Source organism: Bradyrhizobium sp. IAR9 (assembly GCF_013408065.1).
Classification (GTDB): Bacteria; Pseudomonadota; Alphaproteobacteria; order Rhizobiales; family Xanthobacteraceae; genus Bradyrhizobium.
This window is the reverse complement of sequence record NZ_JACBZW010000012.1, coordinates 227,696-242,718: the sequence shown is the minus strand read 5'-3', so window position 1 is coordinate 242,718 and position 15,023 is coordinate 227,696. Positions and strand designations below refer to the sequence as shown.

The 15,023-nt window shown below is 64.5% G+C and carries 12 protein-coding genes and 1 pseudogene; 9 read left to right on the top strand and 4 right to left on the bottom strand.

Features of this window, described 5'->3' with window-relative positions:
- Positions 1 to 127: 127 nt before the first annotated feature.
- Genes GGD67_RS28375 through GGD67_RS28365 form a run of 3 tightly spaced genes read left to right on the top strand, consistent with a single transcriptional unit; the run spans position 128 to position 4,172 of the window.
- Positions 128 to 1,621 (top strand): AMP-binding protein, encoded by a 1,494-nt coding sequence (locus tag GGD67_RS28375; protein WP_179737498.1) that lies wholly within the window; start codon positions 128 to 130, stop codon positions 1,619 to 1,621.
- Positions 1,618 to 2,265 (top strand): TetR/AcrR family transcriptional regulator, encoded by a 648-nt coding sequence (locus GGD67_RS28370; RefSeq protein ID WP_018315891.1) that lies wholly within the window; start codon positions 1,618 to 1,620, stop codon positions 2,263 to 2,265. The genes GGD67_RS28375 and GGD67_RS28370 overlap by 4 nt, the downstream gene beginning before the upstream one ends.
- Positions 2,262 to 4,172 (top strand): NAD(P)/FAD-dependent oxidoreductase, encoded by a 1,911-nt coding sequence (locus GGD67_RS28365; protein ID WP_179737496.1) that lies wholly within the window; start codon positions 2,262 to 2,264, stop codon positions 4,170 to 4,172. The genes GGD67_RS28370 and GGD67_RS28365 overlap by 4 nt, the downstream gene beginning before the upstream one ends.
- Positions 4,173 to 4,248: 76 nt before the next feature.
- On the opposite strand, the gene ald is transcribed toward GGD67_RS28365, so the two are convergent.
- Positions 4,249 to 5,364: an alanine dehydrogenase gene (gene ald / locus GGD67_RS28360; protein WP_179737494.1), complete on the bottom strand. Its 1,116-nt coding sequence runs from the start codon at positions 5,362 to 5,364 to the stop codon at positions 4,249 to 4,251.
- Between the two features lie 144 nt (positions 5,365 to 5,508).
- Between ald and GGD67_RS28355 the strand changes: the two genes are divergently transcribed.
- The 6 genes and pseudogenes from GGD67_RS28355 to GGD67_RS28330 all read left to right on the top strand — a co-directional run bounded on the left by GGD67_RS28355 (position 5,509) and on the right by GGD67_RS28330 (position 12,872).
- Complete coding sequence (locus tag GGD67_RS28355) at positions 5,509 to 5,988, top strand: Lrp/AsnC family transcriptional regulator (RefSeq protein ID WP_026201569.1); 480 nt, start codon at positions 5,509 to 5,511, stop codon at positions 5,986 to 5,988.
- Between the two features lie 140 nt (positions 5,989 to 6,128).
- Positions 6,129 to 6,614 (top strand): (2Fe-2S)-binding protein, encoded by a 486-nt coding sequence (locus GGD67_RS28350; protein ID WP_018315887.1) that lies wholly within the window; start codon positions 6,129 to 6,131, stop codon positions 6,612 to 6,614.
- A complete protein-coding gene (locus GGD67_RS28345; RefSeq protein ID WP_018315886.1) occupies positions 6,611 to 7,627 on the top strand; it encodes a xanthine dehydrogenase family protein subunit M in 1,017 nt (338 codons plus the stop codon). The genes GGD67_RS28350 and GGD67_RS28345 overlap by 4 nt, the downstream gene beginning before the upstream one ends.
- Before the next feature lie 7 nt (positions 7,628 to 7,634).
- Positions 7,635 to 9,835, top strand: a pseudogene (locus tag GGD67_RS28340) (xanthine dehydrogenase family protein molybdopterin-binding subunit).
- Positions 9,836 to 9,935: 100 nt separating this feature from the next.
- On the top strand, positions 9,936 to 12,290 hold the full coding sequence (locus tag GGD67_RS28335) for an Orn/Lys/Arg decarboxylase N-terminal domain-containing protein (RefSeq protein ID WP_179737491.1): 2,355 nt from the start codon (positions 9,936 to 9,938) through the stop codon (positions 12,288 to 12,290).
- Between the two features lie 6 nt (positions 12,291 to 12,296).
- Positions 12,297 to 12,872 carry a GNAT family N-acetyltransferase gene (locus GGD67_RS28330; protein ID WP_179737489.1) on the top strand — a complete coding sequence of 192 codons (576 nt, stop codon included), beginning with the start codon at positions 12,297 to 12,299 and terminating at the stop codon, positions 12,870 to 12,872.
- Between the two features lie 3 nt (positions 12,873 to 12,875).
- Here the strand turns inward: GGD67_RS28330 and GGD67_RS28325 are convergent, their stop codons facing one another.
- From GGD67_RS28325 to GGD67_RS28315, 3 genes are all read right to left on the bottom strand, one after another.
- Positions 12,876 to 13,088 carry a hypothetical protein gene (locus tag GGD67_RS28325; protein ID WP_018315882.1) on the bottom strand — a complete coding sequence of 71 codons (213 nt, stop codon included), beginning with the start codon at positions 13,086 to 13,088 and terminating at the stop codon, positions 12,876 to 12,878.
- 121 nt (positions 13,089 to 13,209) lie between these two features.
- Positions 13,210 to 13,647, bottom strand: coding sequence for a flagellar basal body rod protein FlgC (locus GGD67_RS28320; protein ID WP_179737487.1), 438 nt, complete (start codon positions 13,645 to 13,647; stop codon positions 13,210 to 13,212).
- 114 nt (positions 13,648 to 13,761) lie between these two features.
- Complete coding sequence (locus GGD67_RS28315; protein WP_179737485.1) at positions 13,762 to 14,811, bottom strand: hydroxyacid dehydrogenase; 1,050 nt, start codon at positions 14,809 to 14,811, stop codon at positions 13,762 to 13,764.
- Between the last annotated feature and the right edge of the window lie 212 nt (positions 14,812 to 15,023).

Below are 15,023 nucleotides of genomic sequence, written 5' to 3'. Positions count from 1 at the left end.
GATCGTGTCGTCTCCGTATTCCGGAGGATTTCAGAGGGTGGGGGGTGACGTCAAGCCGAAGATGAATTACGAGTCAGAATTCATTGTAGGAGGAAGTGAGGCCGACAAACGGCCCAAAAGTCCGCAAATGATCAATCTTTCGAGTTTCATCGCCTTTCATGCCCGGCGCACGCCGGACCGGCCCGCGCTGAAATATCGCGGCGAGGAGATTTCCTACGCGGCGTTCGATGCGCGTGTCCGGACGGTGGCAGGCTGGCTCGCTGCGCGGGGCATCGGCGCCGGCGATGTCGTGGCCGTGCTGATGAAGAACAGTGCGGCTTTCCTGGAGCTCGTCTTCGCCACCAGCCATCTCGGCGCGGTGTTCTTGCCGATCAACTTCCGCCTCTCCCGCGACGAGGTCGGCTACATCATCGGCAATGCCGGCGCACGGCTTCTGATCGTCGACGAGGAATTGGCTGCGAATGCCGCGGGCACAGAGGTTGTCGTGCTCGACGAGGCCGCGCAGCAGAGCCTTGCGCGTCTTGCTGGCGATGCGCTGCCCGCGCCGATGCATGTCCGCGCACCATCGGACCTGATGCGGCTGATGTATACCTCGGGCACGACCGACCGCCCCAAGGGCGTGATGCTGTCCTACGATAATTTCTACTGGAAGTCCGCCGACCAGACGATCGCGCTCGGCCTCAGCGCCGAGACCCGCCTTCTCGTCGTCGGCCCACTCTATCACGTCGGCGCGCTCGACCTTCCCGGCCTCGCGGTGCTCTGGCACGGCGGCTTCATTCGCATCGAACGCAATTTCGAGCCGGAGACGGCGCTTGCAGCGATCGCCGAGGACAAGCTCAACGCAGCCTGGTTCGCACCTGTGATGACCAGCGCGATGCTCACCTGCCCGACGCGCGAGCGCTACGACGTCTCCAGCCTGCAATGGGCCGTCGGCGGCGGCGAGAAAACGCCGGAGCTGCGCATCCGCGCCTTCGCCGAATATTTCCGCAACGCGCGCTATATCGATGCCTATGGCCTCACCGAAACCGTCGGCGGCGACACCTTCATGGAGGCCGGCCGCGAGATCGAGAAGATCGGCTCGACCGGGCGTGCGATTGCCCATGTCGAGATCGAGATCCGCGACGAGGACGGCAAGGCCGTGCCGGCGAACGTTAACGGGGAGATCTGCCTGCGCGGTCCGAAGATCACGCGCGGCTACTGGAAGGATCCGGACAAGACGGCGTCCGCCTTCTTCGGCGACTGGTTCCGCAGCGGCGACGTCGGTTATCTCGATGAGGATGGCTTCCTGTATCTGACCGACCGCAAGAAGGACATGATCATCTCCGGCGGCGAGAACATCGCCTCCTCCGAGGTCGAGCGCGTCATCTATGAATTGCCTGGGGTGCGCGAGGTCGCGGTGATCGGCCTGCGCGACGCACGCTGGGGTGAACGGCCGGTCGCGATCGTCGTGCTGACCGAGGGCGCCAGGCTCGAGCTCCCTGCCCTCACCGAGCATTGCCGCGCGCGGCTCGCGAGCTTCAAGGTGCCGAAAGAGCTGATCATCCGCGACAGCCTCCCGCGCAATCCATCTGGAAAAATTCTCAAGCGCGTGCTGCGCGCCGAACTGGAGACCGTGGCATGACGCAAGGCCCAGCCACCGCGAAAGTCACAAAGCTCAACCGCATCGAGCGCAACGCCTGGACCAAGCAGAAGATCTTCGAGGCCGCCACCAAGGTCGTCGGCAAGCATGGCTATGCCGAAGCCTCCGTCGCACGCATCACCGAACAGGCCGGCGTCGCGCAGGGCACCTTCTACAATCATTTCGAGAACCGCCAGGAGCTGCTCGACCAGCTGCTGCCCAAGATCGGCCTCGACATGGTCGAGTTCATCCGCGTACGCACCGGCACGGCGGATGCGGCGCGGCAGGAGATCGAGCGCTTCGCCGCCTTCTTCGACTTCATCCGCGAGGTGCCGGAGTTTTTGCGCATCCTCAACGAGGCCGAATTCTTCGCACCCATCGGTTACCAGAAACATCTCGACAACATCTCGGTCGCCTATGTCCGCATCCTCCGCCGTGCGCGCCTTGCCGGCGCCATCGCGGATTTCAGCGACGAGGAGTTCGAGGCGATCGTCCACATGCTGATGGGTGCGCGCGGCTATCTCAGCCGCCGCTACTCCTACTCGGCCGGCGGCGTCACCGCTGTGCCCGAGCACGTCATCTCCGCTTATCGCAAGCTGATGACGCGCGGCCTCTTCACCGGCTCCGGAGACCAGGACACGCCATGAACATCGAATCTCCGCACAGGCCGCTCGACCTTGCCTCGACCATCGCAGAAGGCGACATCCGCTGCCTCCTGATGGTGCTGGTGCATATGACCGGCGACGAGAAATGGCTCGCTGCGCCGTACTTGCCCAAGCGCGACATCCGCCTCATTCCCGATCCCGAGGCCGGCGTGCCCAAGGAAATCCAGGACGAAATCCGCGCCGCAGTGGTGAAGCTCTTCGCCAATGGCACGCCGAAGCCCGTCATCACTGATCCCGGCGACGAGCTGCTGCTGAAGATGATGCGCGGCTGCCTCGGCGAGAATGTCGCGCCGGAATACGCCCCGCTGATGCGCGAGGAGATGGGCTTTGTGCCGCGCGAGGCGCGCTGGACCCAGCGTCCTTCCGACGACAAGCTCGCGGAGCGGCACGTGCTGATCGTCGGTGCCGGCGTTTGCGCCATCGCGCTCGGCGTGGCGCTCGGTCATCTCGGCATTCCCTACACCATCGTCGAGAAGAACGCCGAGCTCGGCGGCACCTGGTGGATCAACCGCTATCCCGGCTGCGGCGTCGATACGCCGAACCATTCCTATTCCTATTCCTTCGGCTCCGGGAATGCATGGACCCGCTACTTCTGCCAGCGCGAGGAACTGCTCGGCTATCTTCAGAAGGTCGCCGACGAATACGGCATCCGCGAGCACCTGCGCATCAAAACCGAGCTGACCTCGTCGCGCTGGGACGAAGGCAAAAGGCGCTGGATCTCGACGCTCAAGACCGAGAGCGGCGAAGAGACCTTCGAATCCACCGCGCTGGTCTCGGCCATCGGCCAGCTCAACGATCCCTCCCGCGCACACTTCGAGGGCGAGGACAAGTTCACGGGAATGATCCTGCATTCGGCGCTGTGGTCCGATGACATCAACATCGACGGCAAGCATGTCGCCGTGATCGGCACCGGCGCGACGTCGATGCAGCTGGTGCCGTCGATCGCCGGCCGCGTCGCCTCGGTCACCGTCTATCAGCGCAGCGCGCAATGGGCGCGGCCGGTGAAGGGCTATGCCGATCCGATCAGCGAGGGTGCGCGCTGGCTGTTGGCGCATCTGCCTTTCTACGTGCAATGGTACCGCTTCAACATGTTCTGGCGCTATGGCGACGGCCTCTTGCCTTTCCTGCGCAAGGACCCGGCCTGGCCGCATCCCGAGCGTGCCGTCAACAAGGGCAACGACCGGCACCGCCAGGAGCTGACCGATTTCATCCTGTCGGAATTGCAGGGCCGGCCGGACCTGATCGAAAAATGCGTGCCGACCTATCCGCCCTACGGCAAGCGCATCCTGCTCGACAACAACTGGTTCAAGACGTTGACGCGGCCGAACGTGGAGCTCGTCACCGAGGCAATCGACCATTTCGACCAGCGCGGCATCGTCACCGCCGATGGCAATCACCGCCCTGCCGACGTCATCGTGGTCGCAACCGGCTTCAAGGTGACGGAAATGGCGGCGCGCCTCAACATCAGCGGCCGCAACGGCAAGGATTTGCGCGAGGCCTGGAGCAACGACAATCCGACCGCGTTCCTCGGCCTCACCGTGCCCGATTTCCCCAACTTCTTCTGCATGCTCGGCCCCAACTCCGGCCCGGCGCATGGCGGCAGCGTCATCTTCCAGTCGGAATGCCAGAGCCGCTACATCGCCGCCTGCCTCGCCGAAATGATCGAGCACGACGTCGCTGCCATCGACGTCCGTCAGGACGTGCTCGACGACTACGTCCGTAAGGTCGATGTCGAGCACGAAGCGATGATCTGGACGCACCCTGGCATGAGCACCTATTATCGCAATTCGAGTGGTCGGGTGTTTTCGGCGATGCCGTGGCGGTTCGTGGACTATTGGCGCATGACCCATGATCCCGATCTGCGGCAGTACAGGCTGACGAAGGCGTGAACGTTGATCGCTCGGCAGAACCGGTGCACCCTCTCCCCTTGTGGGAAAGGGTGAGACATCCGCGTACGCCGCGCCGCTAAGCCGCCAGCCCACTCTCCACCGGAGCAAACTCCAGCCCGAGGCTCTCCGCCACCGCCTTGTTGGTGATGCGCCCGCGATGGACGTTCAGCCCATTTCGCAAATGCGGGTTTTCCAGCACCGCGGCAAAGCCCTTGTTCGCGAGCATCAGGCCGAACGGCAGTGTCGCATTGTTCAGCGCCTGGCTCGACGTCACCGGCACCGCGCCCGGCATATTAGCAACGCAATAGTGCACGACGCCGTCCACCTCATAGGTCGGGTCGGCATGCGTGGTCGCGTGCGAAGTCTCGAAGCAGCCGCCCTGGTCGATCGCGACATCGACCAGCACGGCGCCCGGCCGCATCGACTTCAGCATCGCGCGCGTGACCAGCTTGGGGGCGCTGGCGCCCGGCACCAGCACCGCACCGATCACGACGTCGGCGGTGAACACCTCGTCCTCGACCGATTCGATGGTCGAGAAGCGGGTACGCACGCGTCCGGCAAAAAGATCGTCCAGTTGGCGCAAGCGCGGGATCGAGCGGTCGATCACGGTGACTTCGGCACCGAGGCCTGCGGCCATGCGCGCCGCCTGCGTTCCGACCACGCCGCCGCCGAGCACGACGACGCGCGCCGGCTGCACGCCGGGCACGCCGCCCAGCAACAGGCCGCGGCCGCCGGCCGAGCGCTTGAGCGCGGCGCCGGCGGCCTCGATGGCGAGTCGGCCGGCGACTTCGCTCATCGGGGCGAGCAGCGGGAGGTGACCGTTCGCGTCCGTGACGGTTTCATAGGCGATCGCGGTGCAGCCGGAGGCAAGCAGGCCCTTGGCCTGCTCCGGATCCGGCGCAAGATGAAGATAAGTGAACAGGATCTGGCCGTCCCGGAGCTGGGCCCATTCGCTCTTCTGCGGCTCCTTTACCTTCACGATCATGTCGGACCTGGCAAAGATGTCGCGGGCGCTCTCGGCAATGGTGGCCCCTGCCCGCCGATACACCTCGTCGGATGCGCCGATGCCGCCGCCGGCGCCGGTCTCGACCGTGACCTGGTGCCCGGCCGCGACATATTCACGGACGGCGCCCGGGGTGAGCCCGACGCGATATTCCTGCACCTTGATCTCCTTGGGCACACCGATGCGCATCTTCCGGCTCCTTTGCCAACGCCTTGATTCTGTTCCTCATCGTAGCGACGGGGCCGGTTTGGTTTCGTGCAAATATCCGCTAGTTTCGGCAGGCGCGCGCCGGTTTCCGGCGCCAAGCTGCCCTTTCACGCTGGAAACGAAACATTGGCCCTCGACCGGAAAGACCTCGCGATCCTCGCGGAACTCACGACCAATGCGCGTGCCAGCCACACCGAGCTTGCCAACAAGGTCGGGCTCTCCAGCACGGCGCTGGCCCGGCGGCAGAAGGCTCTGGAGGACGAGGGCTACATCCAGGCCTACCAGGCCGCACTCGATCTCGCCCAGTTCGGCCTCACCATCACCGTGTTGGTCCGCATCGCGCTGGAAAGCCAGAGCGACGACGCGTTGAAGGCGTTCGAGGCGGAGGTGGTGAAATGCCCTTCCGTCGTGCGCTGCTTCCTGATGTCGGGAACCGACGACTACATCCTGATCGTGCTTGCCCGCGACATCCAGGATTTCGAGCGCATCCACCGCACCGAGCTGTCCCGCCTGCCGCGCGTCGCGCGCGTGCAATCGAGCTTTGCCCTGCGCGAAATCGTCAACCGCGCGGTGCCGACGGTGGTATTCGGCGAAGTGAAGCGCTGACCTCGTCTATCCGGTCGGGGGAATCGGTCTGGAACCAAGCAACGCGTCATCCGTTGGGCGCTATCGGCCAGCGGCGGCAGCGCATTCTTGCGTCACTTCCACTATTTGTCCAGCTCGGCCTTTCCGCAAGGAATTAGGATATGGCCGACACTACGATCCCCGAGCGCATTCTGATCAACCTCGTCGTCAATGGCGAAAGGCGCGCGCTTCAGGTCGTGCCGTGGACCACGCTTCTCGATGCGCTGCGTGACCGCCTGGAGTTGACCGGCACCAAGAAAGGCTGCGATCACGGCCAATGCGGCGCTTGCACCCTGCTGGTCGACGGAAGACGGGTCAATTCCTGCCTGACCCTCGCGGTCATGAAGGATGGCGCCGAGATCACGACGATCGAAGGCTTGGCCAGGGACGGCACGTTGCATCCCCTGCAACAAGCCTTCATCGACCACGATGCCTTCCAGTGCGGCTATTGCACGCCGGGACAGATTTGCTCTGCCGCGGGCTTGTTGGCCGAAGGTCGGGCGCGCGATGCCGACGAGATCCGGGAGTTGATGAGCGGAAATCTTTGTCGCTGCGGCGCATATCCCAACATCGTGGCTGCGATCGAGCAGGCGATGAGCCGGTCATGAATAATTTTCAGTATTCCCGCGCCAACGATGTCGCCGACGCGATCCGCCTTCTGGCCGCCGATCCTGGCGCAAAACTGATTGCCGGCGGGACCAATCTGATCGACCTGATGAAGGAGAACGTCGAACGCCCCTCGCGGCTGATCGACATCTCCCGCCTGCCGCTCCGCAACGTCGAGGAGACACCCGATCAGGGGCTGCGCATCGGCGCCCTGGTGCCGAATTCGGACCTTGCTTACCATCCGTTGATCGAACAGCGCTATCCCCTGCTCGCCAGCGCCATCCTCGCCGGCGCCTCCGCGCAATTGCGCAACATGGCTTCGGTCGGCGGCAATCTGATGCAGCGAACGCGTTGCGCCTATTTCTATGATACGACCACCCCTTGTAACAAGCGAGAGCCCGGCAGCGGCTGCTCGGCGATCGACGGTCTCAACCGCAACCACGCGATCCTAGGCGCCAGCAATTCCTGCATCGCGACCAACCCATCCGACATGAGCGTGGCGCTGGCCGCGCTCGGCGCGCTGGTGCACATCGCAGGCCCCACCGGTGAGCGCACCATCGCGCTGACAGATTTCCATCGGCTTCCAGGCGACAAACCTCACGTCGATACCAATCTCAGCACCGGCGAGATCATCACCGCGATCGGGCTGCCGCCGCGCGGCTTTGCCCGGAACTACAGCTATCTGAAGATCCGTGACCGGCTGTCGTACGCCTTTGCCTTGGTCTCGGTCGCGGCTGCGCTCGAACTGGAGGGCAACGCAATCAGCGAAGCGCGCCTGGCACTCGGCGGTGTGGCTCACAAGCCGTGGCGCAGGCTCGAAGCTGAAGCGGCGTTGCGCGGCCAGGCGGCAACGCCGGATCATTTTGGACGCGCTGCCGATCTGCTGCTGCAGGGAGCGGTCGCTGGTTCGCACAACGGCTTCAAGCTCGAACTCGCACGCCGGGCCGTCGTGCGTACGCTGATGCAGGCCGCAAGCGGCACACCACAGTCACAAGCTCACAAGAAGATCGCGTGAGGGACCGATGAACGGCTATGTCGGAACACCAACGTCCCGCGTCGATGGCCGGGCCAAAGTCACTGGCGCCGCCAAATATGCCGGCGAATTCGCGGCAGACGGCCTCCTCCATGGCTTCATCGTCGATGCCACGGTTCCGCGCGGGCGCATCGCTCGGCTCGACACCAGCGACGCGCTGAAGGTGAAGGGCGTGGTCGACGTGCTCACGCATACGCATCGCGTGGCCCTCGCCGACAAGGATGAGGCCTGGAAGGACGAGGTGGCGCCGGAGAAGGGTTCACCCTTCCGCCCGCTTTACGACGACAGGGTCAAGTTCAACGGTCAGCCAATCGCGCTCGTCATCGCGGAGGACTGGGAAACTGCCAAATTCGCGGCAACGCGCGTGCGTGTCGAATACGAGCAGGAGGCGTTTGCGACCGATCTCGAAACCGAACGCGGCACATCCGCCAAGGTGGACCAGCCGCACAAGCCGCGCGGCGACGCCGCAGCGGCGCTGGCTGGGGCAGCGGTTCGCCATGAGGCCGACTACGTCCTCCCGACCGAGCACCACAACCCGATGGAGCTCTATGCGACGACAGCGGTCTGGGACGGCAGCGGCAGCCTCACGGTCTACGACAAGACGCAGGGCGTCCAGAACGTCCATAAATATCTCTGCGGCGTGTTCGACATGAAGCCGGAGGACATCCGCGTGGTCTCGCCCTATGTCGGCGGCGCCTTCGGCTCCGGCCTGCGGCCGCAGCACCAGGTGGTGCTGGCAACGCTTGCCGCCCTCGCGCTGAAGCGATCCGTTCGTGTCGTATTGACGCGGCAGCAGATGTATGGGCTCGGCTACCGGCCGATGACCATCCAGCGCGTCGCGCTCGGCGCAAAGTCGGACGGCACGCTCGATGCGGTCACGCACGAAGCCATTGCCGTCACCTCGCGCTACGAGGATTTCTCACGCAATGACACCGGCTGGGCGCAGCAGCTCTACAAGAGCCCCAACAGTCGCCTCTCCCACAAGCTCGTCCACCTGGACGTCCCCACCCCCTGCGACATGCGTGCGCCGGGCGCGGCAACGGGCGTCTGCGCACTCGAATGCGCCATGGACGAGCTGGCCGTCGCACTCAAGCTCGATCCGATCGAGCTGCGCCTGAAGTGCTACTCGGATCGCGACCAGAAGACCTGCCCTTCACCAGCAAGCAACTGCGCGAATGTTACGCCCGTGGCGCGGAAGCCTTCGGCTGGGCTCGCCGCAATCCCGCGCCGCGTGCGATGCGCGATGGCAAGGACCTGGTCGGCTGGGGCATGGCGACAGGGGTGTGGGAGGCGCTGCAGATGCCGGTCGCCGTGCGCATCGTGCTGACCGCCAACGGCCACGCCGAGGTATCCTGCGCCGCGTCCGATATCGGCACCGGCACCTACACCATCATGGCGCAGGTCGCGGCCGACGCCCTCGGGCTGCCGATCGGGAATATCGACGTGAAGCTTGCCGATTCAACCCTGCCCCAAGCGCCCGTCGAGGGCGGCTCCTGGATGGCCGCTTCGAGCGCACATGCGGTCTTGGGAGCGGCCGAGGACATTCGCCAGGAGCTCGCGCGTCTGGCCAAGGCGATACCTGACTCGCCACTTGGCGGCCTCAATGCATCGGAAATGGTTCTTGTTGACGGCACGATTTCCAAGGCCGGCGACAAGAGCCGCGCTGTCTCGATCGCCGATGTGATGCGTCACGGCAAGCTCGAGCGGATCGAGAAGCAGAAGCTCAACCAGTTCGCGGAGGACAAGTCGCACGCCCGCAACACGCATTCGGCTGTCTTCGCCGAGGTGAAGGTCGACGAGGAACTCGGCGTCATTCGGGTCACGCGAGTCGTGAGCGCCGTCGCGGCCGGGCGGATCCTGAATACCAAGACAGGCCGCAGCCAGATCATGGGCAGCGTGGTCTGGGGGATCGGAATGGCGCTGCACGAGGAGACGGTCATGGACCACCGCTTCGGCCGCATCATGAACGCGAACATCGCCGAGTACCACATCCCGGTGAATGCCGATATTCACGACATCGACGTCATCTTCGTCGACGAGCCGGACGACCGAATCAACAAGCTCGGCGTCAAGGGTCTCGGCGAGATCGGCATCGTGGGCGTGCCTGCGGCAATCGCGAACGCCGTCTATCATGCCACCGGCAAGCGTGTCCGGCACTTCCCGATCACGCTGGACAAGCTGCTCGGCTGACCTGCCTTGTCATCCGAGCCATGCCTGGATCGGGTCAGTGTCATCCAGCTGTCATCGAATGTGTCGATGAGCTGTGTCTCTGGCACATTCAGGACCCGACATGGACTATTTCAAGCGCTTCAACTTCCTGTTCGCCGCACCAGTGTTCGACGCCGACGATCTCGAAGGCGTCCGCTTCAACCAGATCATCGAGGAGATCCAGCGCTCCGGCTTCGAGGTGGTCCGGGCGCGCAAGCTCGAGGATGCCGAGATGGCGGTGCAGACCGACGCCGCGATCGGCTGCATGGTGGTGGACTGGGGCAAGAAGGGCCTGGAGGGCAAGACCTCGGCGCTGATCAATTTGATGCGCCGCCGCGGCCTCGATTTCCCGATCATCCTCCTGATCCGGCGCAAGCGCTTCGAGGACCTGCCGGTCGAGGTGCTCGATTTCATCGACGGCTATGTCTTCCTGTCCGAGGAAACGCCGACCTTCATCGCCAAGAATCTAATCAGCCGGCTCAAGCAATATGCCGAAACGTTGAAGACGCCGTTCTTTGGCGCGCTGGTCGACTATGCCGAGGAAGGCAACCAGCTCTGGACCTGCCCGGGGCACAATGGCGGCGTATTCTACAACCGCAGCCCGATCGGCCGGGTCTTCGTCGAGCACCTCGGCGAATCCGTATTCCGGGACGACCTCGACAATTCCGTGCTCGATCTCGGCGACCTCCTCACCCATGAAGGGCCTGCCCTCAAAGCGCAGAAGGAAGCCGCGCAGATTTTTGGCGCGGAGAAGACCTATTTCGTGCTCAACGGCACCTCGACCTCGAACAAGGTCGCGCTCGGCGCCCTCGTCACCGACGGCGACCTCGTGCTGTTCGACCGCAACAACCACAAGGCTGCCCATCACGGCGCCCTGATGATCAACGGCGGCGTCCCGGTTTACGTGCCGACCATCCGCAACGCCTGGGGCCTGATCGGCCCGATGCGCTGGGACGTGCTGGACGAGAAGACCTTGCGCGAGGCGATCCGCAATCACCCGCTGGTCACGGACAAGGAGGCCTGGCGCAAGGAGCGGCCGTTCCGCGTCGCCGTCGTCGAACAGTGCACCTATGATGGGACGATCCACAGCGCCGAGATGATCCTGAAGCGCATCGGCCATCTGTGCGAGTACATCCTGTTCGACGAAGCCTGGGCCGGCTTCATGAAATTCCACCCGCTCTATGCCGGCCGTTTCGCCATGGGGCTGGCGAACCTTCCGCCGGAAGCACCGGGCATCATCGCGACGCAATCGACCCACAAGCAGCTTGCGAGCTTCTCGCAGGCCTCCCAGATCCACATCAAGGACCGCCACATCCGCGGCCAGAAGCGACGCGTCGAGCACCGCCGTTTCAACGAAAGCTTCATGCAGCACGCCTCCACGTCACCCTTCTATCCGCTGTTCGCCTCGCTCGACGTCGGTGCGCAGATGATGAAGGGCCGCTCCGGCGAAGTGCTGTGGGACGACACGATCCGCCTCGGCATCGAGCTGCGCAAGAAGATCCGCGCGATGCGCAGGGAGTTCGAAGAGAAGGAGCAGAATCCGGACCGGCGCTGGTTCTTCGAACCCTTCGTTCCCGACCGCGTCGCCATTCCCGATGTCGGCCGCCCGGGCGCCGTCCACAACGTCGCCTGGGAAACCCTCTCCACCGATGAGCTCGCCACCAACGCCGCGCTGTGGCAGCTCTCGCCCGATACCAACTGGCACGGCTTCCCCGGCATGGCCGAGGGGTTTGCCATGACAGATCCGAACAAGCTGACGCTGCTCACCCCCGGCTTCGACCGCTCAGGCGCCTATGCCGAGCACGGCATCCCCGCCCCCGTCGTGGCGCAATATTTGCGCGAGAACCGCATCGTCCCCGAGAAGAACGACCTCAACTCCCTGCTCTTCCTGCTGACCCCCGGCGTCGAGGCGAGCAAGGCCGGCACGCTGATCTCCGGCCTTGTCGCCTTCAAGAAGCTCCACGATGACAACGCGCTGCTGGCCGACGTCATTCCAGAATTCTACCAGCGGCGGCAGGCACGCTATGCCGGCGTGCGCTTACGCGACCTCTGCGGCGAGATGCACCGGTTCTTCCGCGCCGCCGACGTCAGCGCGCTCCAGGCCCGGCAGTTCATGCCCGAGCACATGCCTGAGATCGCGATGTCGCCTCGCGATGCCGCGCGCTATCTGTTCAAGAACGATGTCGACTATTTGCCGATCGAGGCCATCGCGGGCCGCATCGCGACCACGCCCTTCGTGGTCTATCCGCCCGGCATCGCCACCATCGTGCCCGGCGAGCGGCTGACGGAACGGGCCAAGCCCATGGTCGATTATCTCAAGATGTTCGAAACCTGTTTCAACACGTTTCCGGGCTTCGACGTCGAGATCCAGGGCGTCTACAAGGAGATCGATGCCCAGGGGCGCATCGGGCTCTATACTTACGTCGTTGCCGAGTAGGTGCGAATGAACGAAACAGCTGCGCGCGCGAGCGACGAAGCCGTCCTGGTCAGGCCGTCACGCGACAGCGATGTCGAGGCGATGCTGGCGATCTACCGCCATCACGTCCGCAGCGGCGTGACGCGCGACATCGAGGGAACCGGTGCGCCCGAGCCGGACGATCTGCGCGACCGGCGCAAGAACCTCAGGCAGACCCGCCTGCCGCATCTGGTCGCGACGTTTCGCGGCGAGGTGGTCGGCTATGCCTATGCCGTGCTGTTCCGCAAGCGCCCGGCCTATCGCTACACGGCCAAGCACTCGATCTACGTCCACCACGAGCAGCTCGGCCGCGGGGTCGGACGGCTGCTGCTGCACGAGTTGATCGATGCTTGTGCGGCGGCCGGCTTCCGCCAGATGATCGGCTATATCGACGCCGACAACGCGCCCTCGCTGGCGCTGCACGAGAAGTTCGGCTTCGCGCGCGCCGGCCTGCTTTGCGGCGTGGCCTATCGCCACGGCCGCTGGTCCGACACCGTCATGGTGCAGCGTTCGCTCGGCGCGGGGACCACGGCGCCCCCACCCGTCGTGGCGCCGGGCCGGTAGACCTCAGGACGGAAAGTCGGCCGCTCTCACATGGATGCGGTCGGCATGCAGCGACCAGTGATGCAGGGCCTGGTCCTTGCAGAACCTGGCCTTCGCCCGCTCCCTGGCCTCGTCCTCGTCGGAGGCGTCGATTTCCAGCGTACCCTGGCAAATCTCGCTCTGCCGGCCGTACTCGCCGAGCACATCTTTCATGAACTTGACGACATAGGTTGACATGGGACCTCCCTGCTGCCCCGGCCGCACTCTAATCCCATTTAAGCCGGACCGGGGAAGGAGATTTTGACGCGGATCAAGGACCGGCAAGGTTCCCGCCGCCCATCCGGGCGGCAGTCCGCCCTCATGTGGTGATGTCGAGAAGCGACTCTGTCGTTTCCGCGTAAGCCTGAATGACTTTCGCATTGGCAATGAAGCTGTACTTGGCAGCCGCCAGTTGAACGAATTCGCCGGCGATATCGACATTCGGCGCTGCGACCAGCCCATCCTGGTTTGCGAAGGAAGCGCTTGGGTCGGATTGCGCGGTATAGCTCGGCGATACCGTCGACACCTTCGCGATCGTGCCGCCCGGCGTTTGGTCGACCTGGTCGACGCGCAATGGCACGTAAGCCGCAGGAAACGTCGGAGCAATGCCCGGACTGCCTGTAACGGCCGACGGGCTCGACCCGCCCGACCCCGGCAGCGGGCCGGTCGTTTGAACATTCGCGATGTTGCTCGCGGCCACGTTCACGCGCAAACTCGCCGCCGAAAGTCCGGATGTCGCAATCGAAAATATGCTCATGGACTTTCAACTACAGGACAAGTGATACGCGTTCACTTACCCGCTCGATAAGATGCGGCGCTTTGCCTTTCCGTCGTGGTAACCAATGATCGGAGCGCGCCGAGCCTTCGCGCCCTACCCCGGCGTCACGCCAAAAGCCTGCTTGAAGCGCTCCGCATAACGCGGCCAGACCTCGGAATTGATGATGCGCGGCGGGCGCTTGCCGTCGAGCGTGTCCAGCACCTGCTCGGCCGCGATCCGCCCCATGTTCTGGCGCGCTTCGATGGTCACTCCCGCGGTGTGCGGGCTCGCCAGCACGTTGTCGAACTGGAGCAGCGGATGCTCCGGCGGTGGCGGCTCCTTGGACCAGACGTCGAGGCCGGCACCGGCGATGCGCTTGTCGCGCAGGGCCTGGAGCAGCGCATCCTCGTCATGGATGAAGCCGCGCGCCGTGGTGATGAAATACGCATGCGGCTGCATCAGCCCGAACTCGCGCGTGCTGATCATGTTGCGGCTGCCCTTGTCGAGCGGACAGGAGATCGAAACGAAATCGGCGCGGCGCAACAGCTCGTCGAGCTCGACCTTCTCTCCGCCTCGCTCGGCCATCACCTCGGCCGACAAATACGGGTCGTAGGCCAGCACCTTCATGCCGAGCAGGCCCTTGCACAGCGCGGCGATGCGGCGGCCGACATTGCCGAGGCCGATGATGCCGACGGTCTTGTGCTCGACCTCGTTGCCGACCAGATCATTGCGGTTGACGTCGCGCTCGCGGCGCAGGCGGCGGTCGGACTGGATGATGCGCTTGGACAAGGTCAGCATCATCGCCAGCGCGTGCTCGGCAACCGAATGGGCATTGCCGCCGGACTGGTTGACGACCAGCACGCCCGCATCCGTGCAGGCCTCGACGTCGACAGGGTCGAAGCCCGCGCCATTGCTGGAGACCAGCAGCAGGTTCGGCGTCCGCTTCAGGAAGGTGGCATCGACGTGGAAATGCGGGGCGAGCTCGTCCCGGGCGGCTCCGATCTGGTAAACGTGCGCCGCATTCAGGATCGGTGCGTAGACATCTTCGGGACTCCCGTTCCCGATGCGGTCGAGCCGGACGTCGGGCCGCGCCTTCAGGATGTCGACATAGATCGGATTGGCCAAATAATTGGAGTAGAAGACGCGCTTGCTGTTGACGGACATCAGGACCCTTCCGGCTCTCCAGGGAGATCCGCAAGGTCGGCGCGATGCGCGCCCGTCCGTGCCCCCTCCCGTTTTCTCGTTGTCGCCGCTTATGACATGGCGGCGCCGACCGCGGCAGGCCGTCCAGCGCAGATCACGGTGCGGCCCGGACATGTTGACAATCCCGCCTGCTCCGTCAAGTTCGACCGATCGCCGCGACGGCCAGAACCAAG

Excerpts from the sequence above, each read along its gene's own strand:
- GGD67_RS28375 (WP_179737498.1), top strand. The coding sequence starts at position 128 with ATGATCAATCTTTCGAGTTTCATCGCCTTTCATGCCCGGCGCACGCCG.
- GGD67_RS28370 (WP_018315891.1), top strand. The coding sequence starts at position 1,618 with ATGACGCAAGGCCCAGCCACCGCGAAAGTCACAAAGCTCAACCGCATC.
- GGD67_RS28365 (WP_179737496.1), top strand. The coding sequence starts at position 2,262 with ATGAACATCGAATCTCCGCACAGGCCGCTCGACCTTGCCTCGACCATC.
- ald (WP_179737494.1), bottom strand. The coding sequence starts at position 5,364 with ATGCGCATCGGTGTGCCCAAGGAGATCAAGGTGCAGGAATATCGCGTC.
- GGD67_RS28350 (WP_018315887.1), top strand. The coding sequence starts at position 6,129 with ATGGCCGACACTACGATCCCCGAGCGCATTCTGATCAACCTCGTCGTC.
- GGD67_RS28345 (WP_018315886.1), top strand. The coding sequence starts at position 6,611 with ATGAATAATTTTCAGTATTCCCGCGCCAACGATGTCGCCGACGCGATC.
- GGD67_RS28335 (WP_179737491.1), top strand. The coding sequence starts at position 9,936 with ATGGACTATTTCAAGCGCTTCAACTTCCTGTTCGCCGCACCAGTGTTC.
- GGD67_RS28330 (WP_179737489.1), top strand. The coding sequence starts at position 12,297 with ATGAACGAAACAGCTGCGCGCGCGAGCGACGAAGCCGTCCTGGTCAGG.
- GGD67_RS28325 (WP_018315882.1), bottom strand. The coding sequence starts at position 13,088 with ATGTCAACCTATGTCGTCAAGTTCATGAAAGATGTGCTCGGCGAGTAC.
- GGD67_RS28320 (WP_179737487.1), bottom strand. The coding sequence starts at position 13,647 with ATGAGCATATTTTCGATTGCGACATCCGGACTTTCGGCGGCGAGTTTG.
- GGD67_RS28315 (WP_179737485.1), bottom strand. The coding sequence starts at position 14,811 with ATGTCCGTCAACAGCAAGCGCGTCTTCTACTCCAATTATTTGGCCAAT.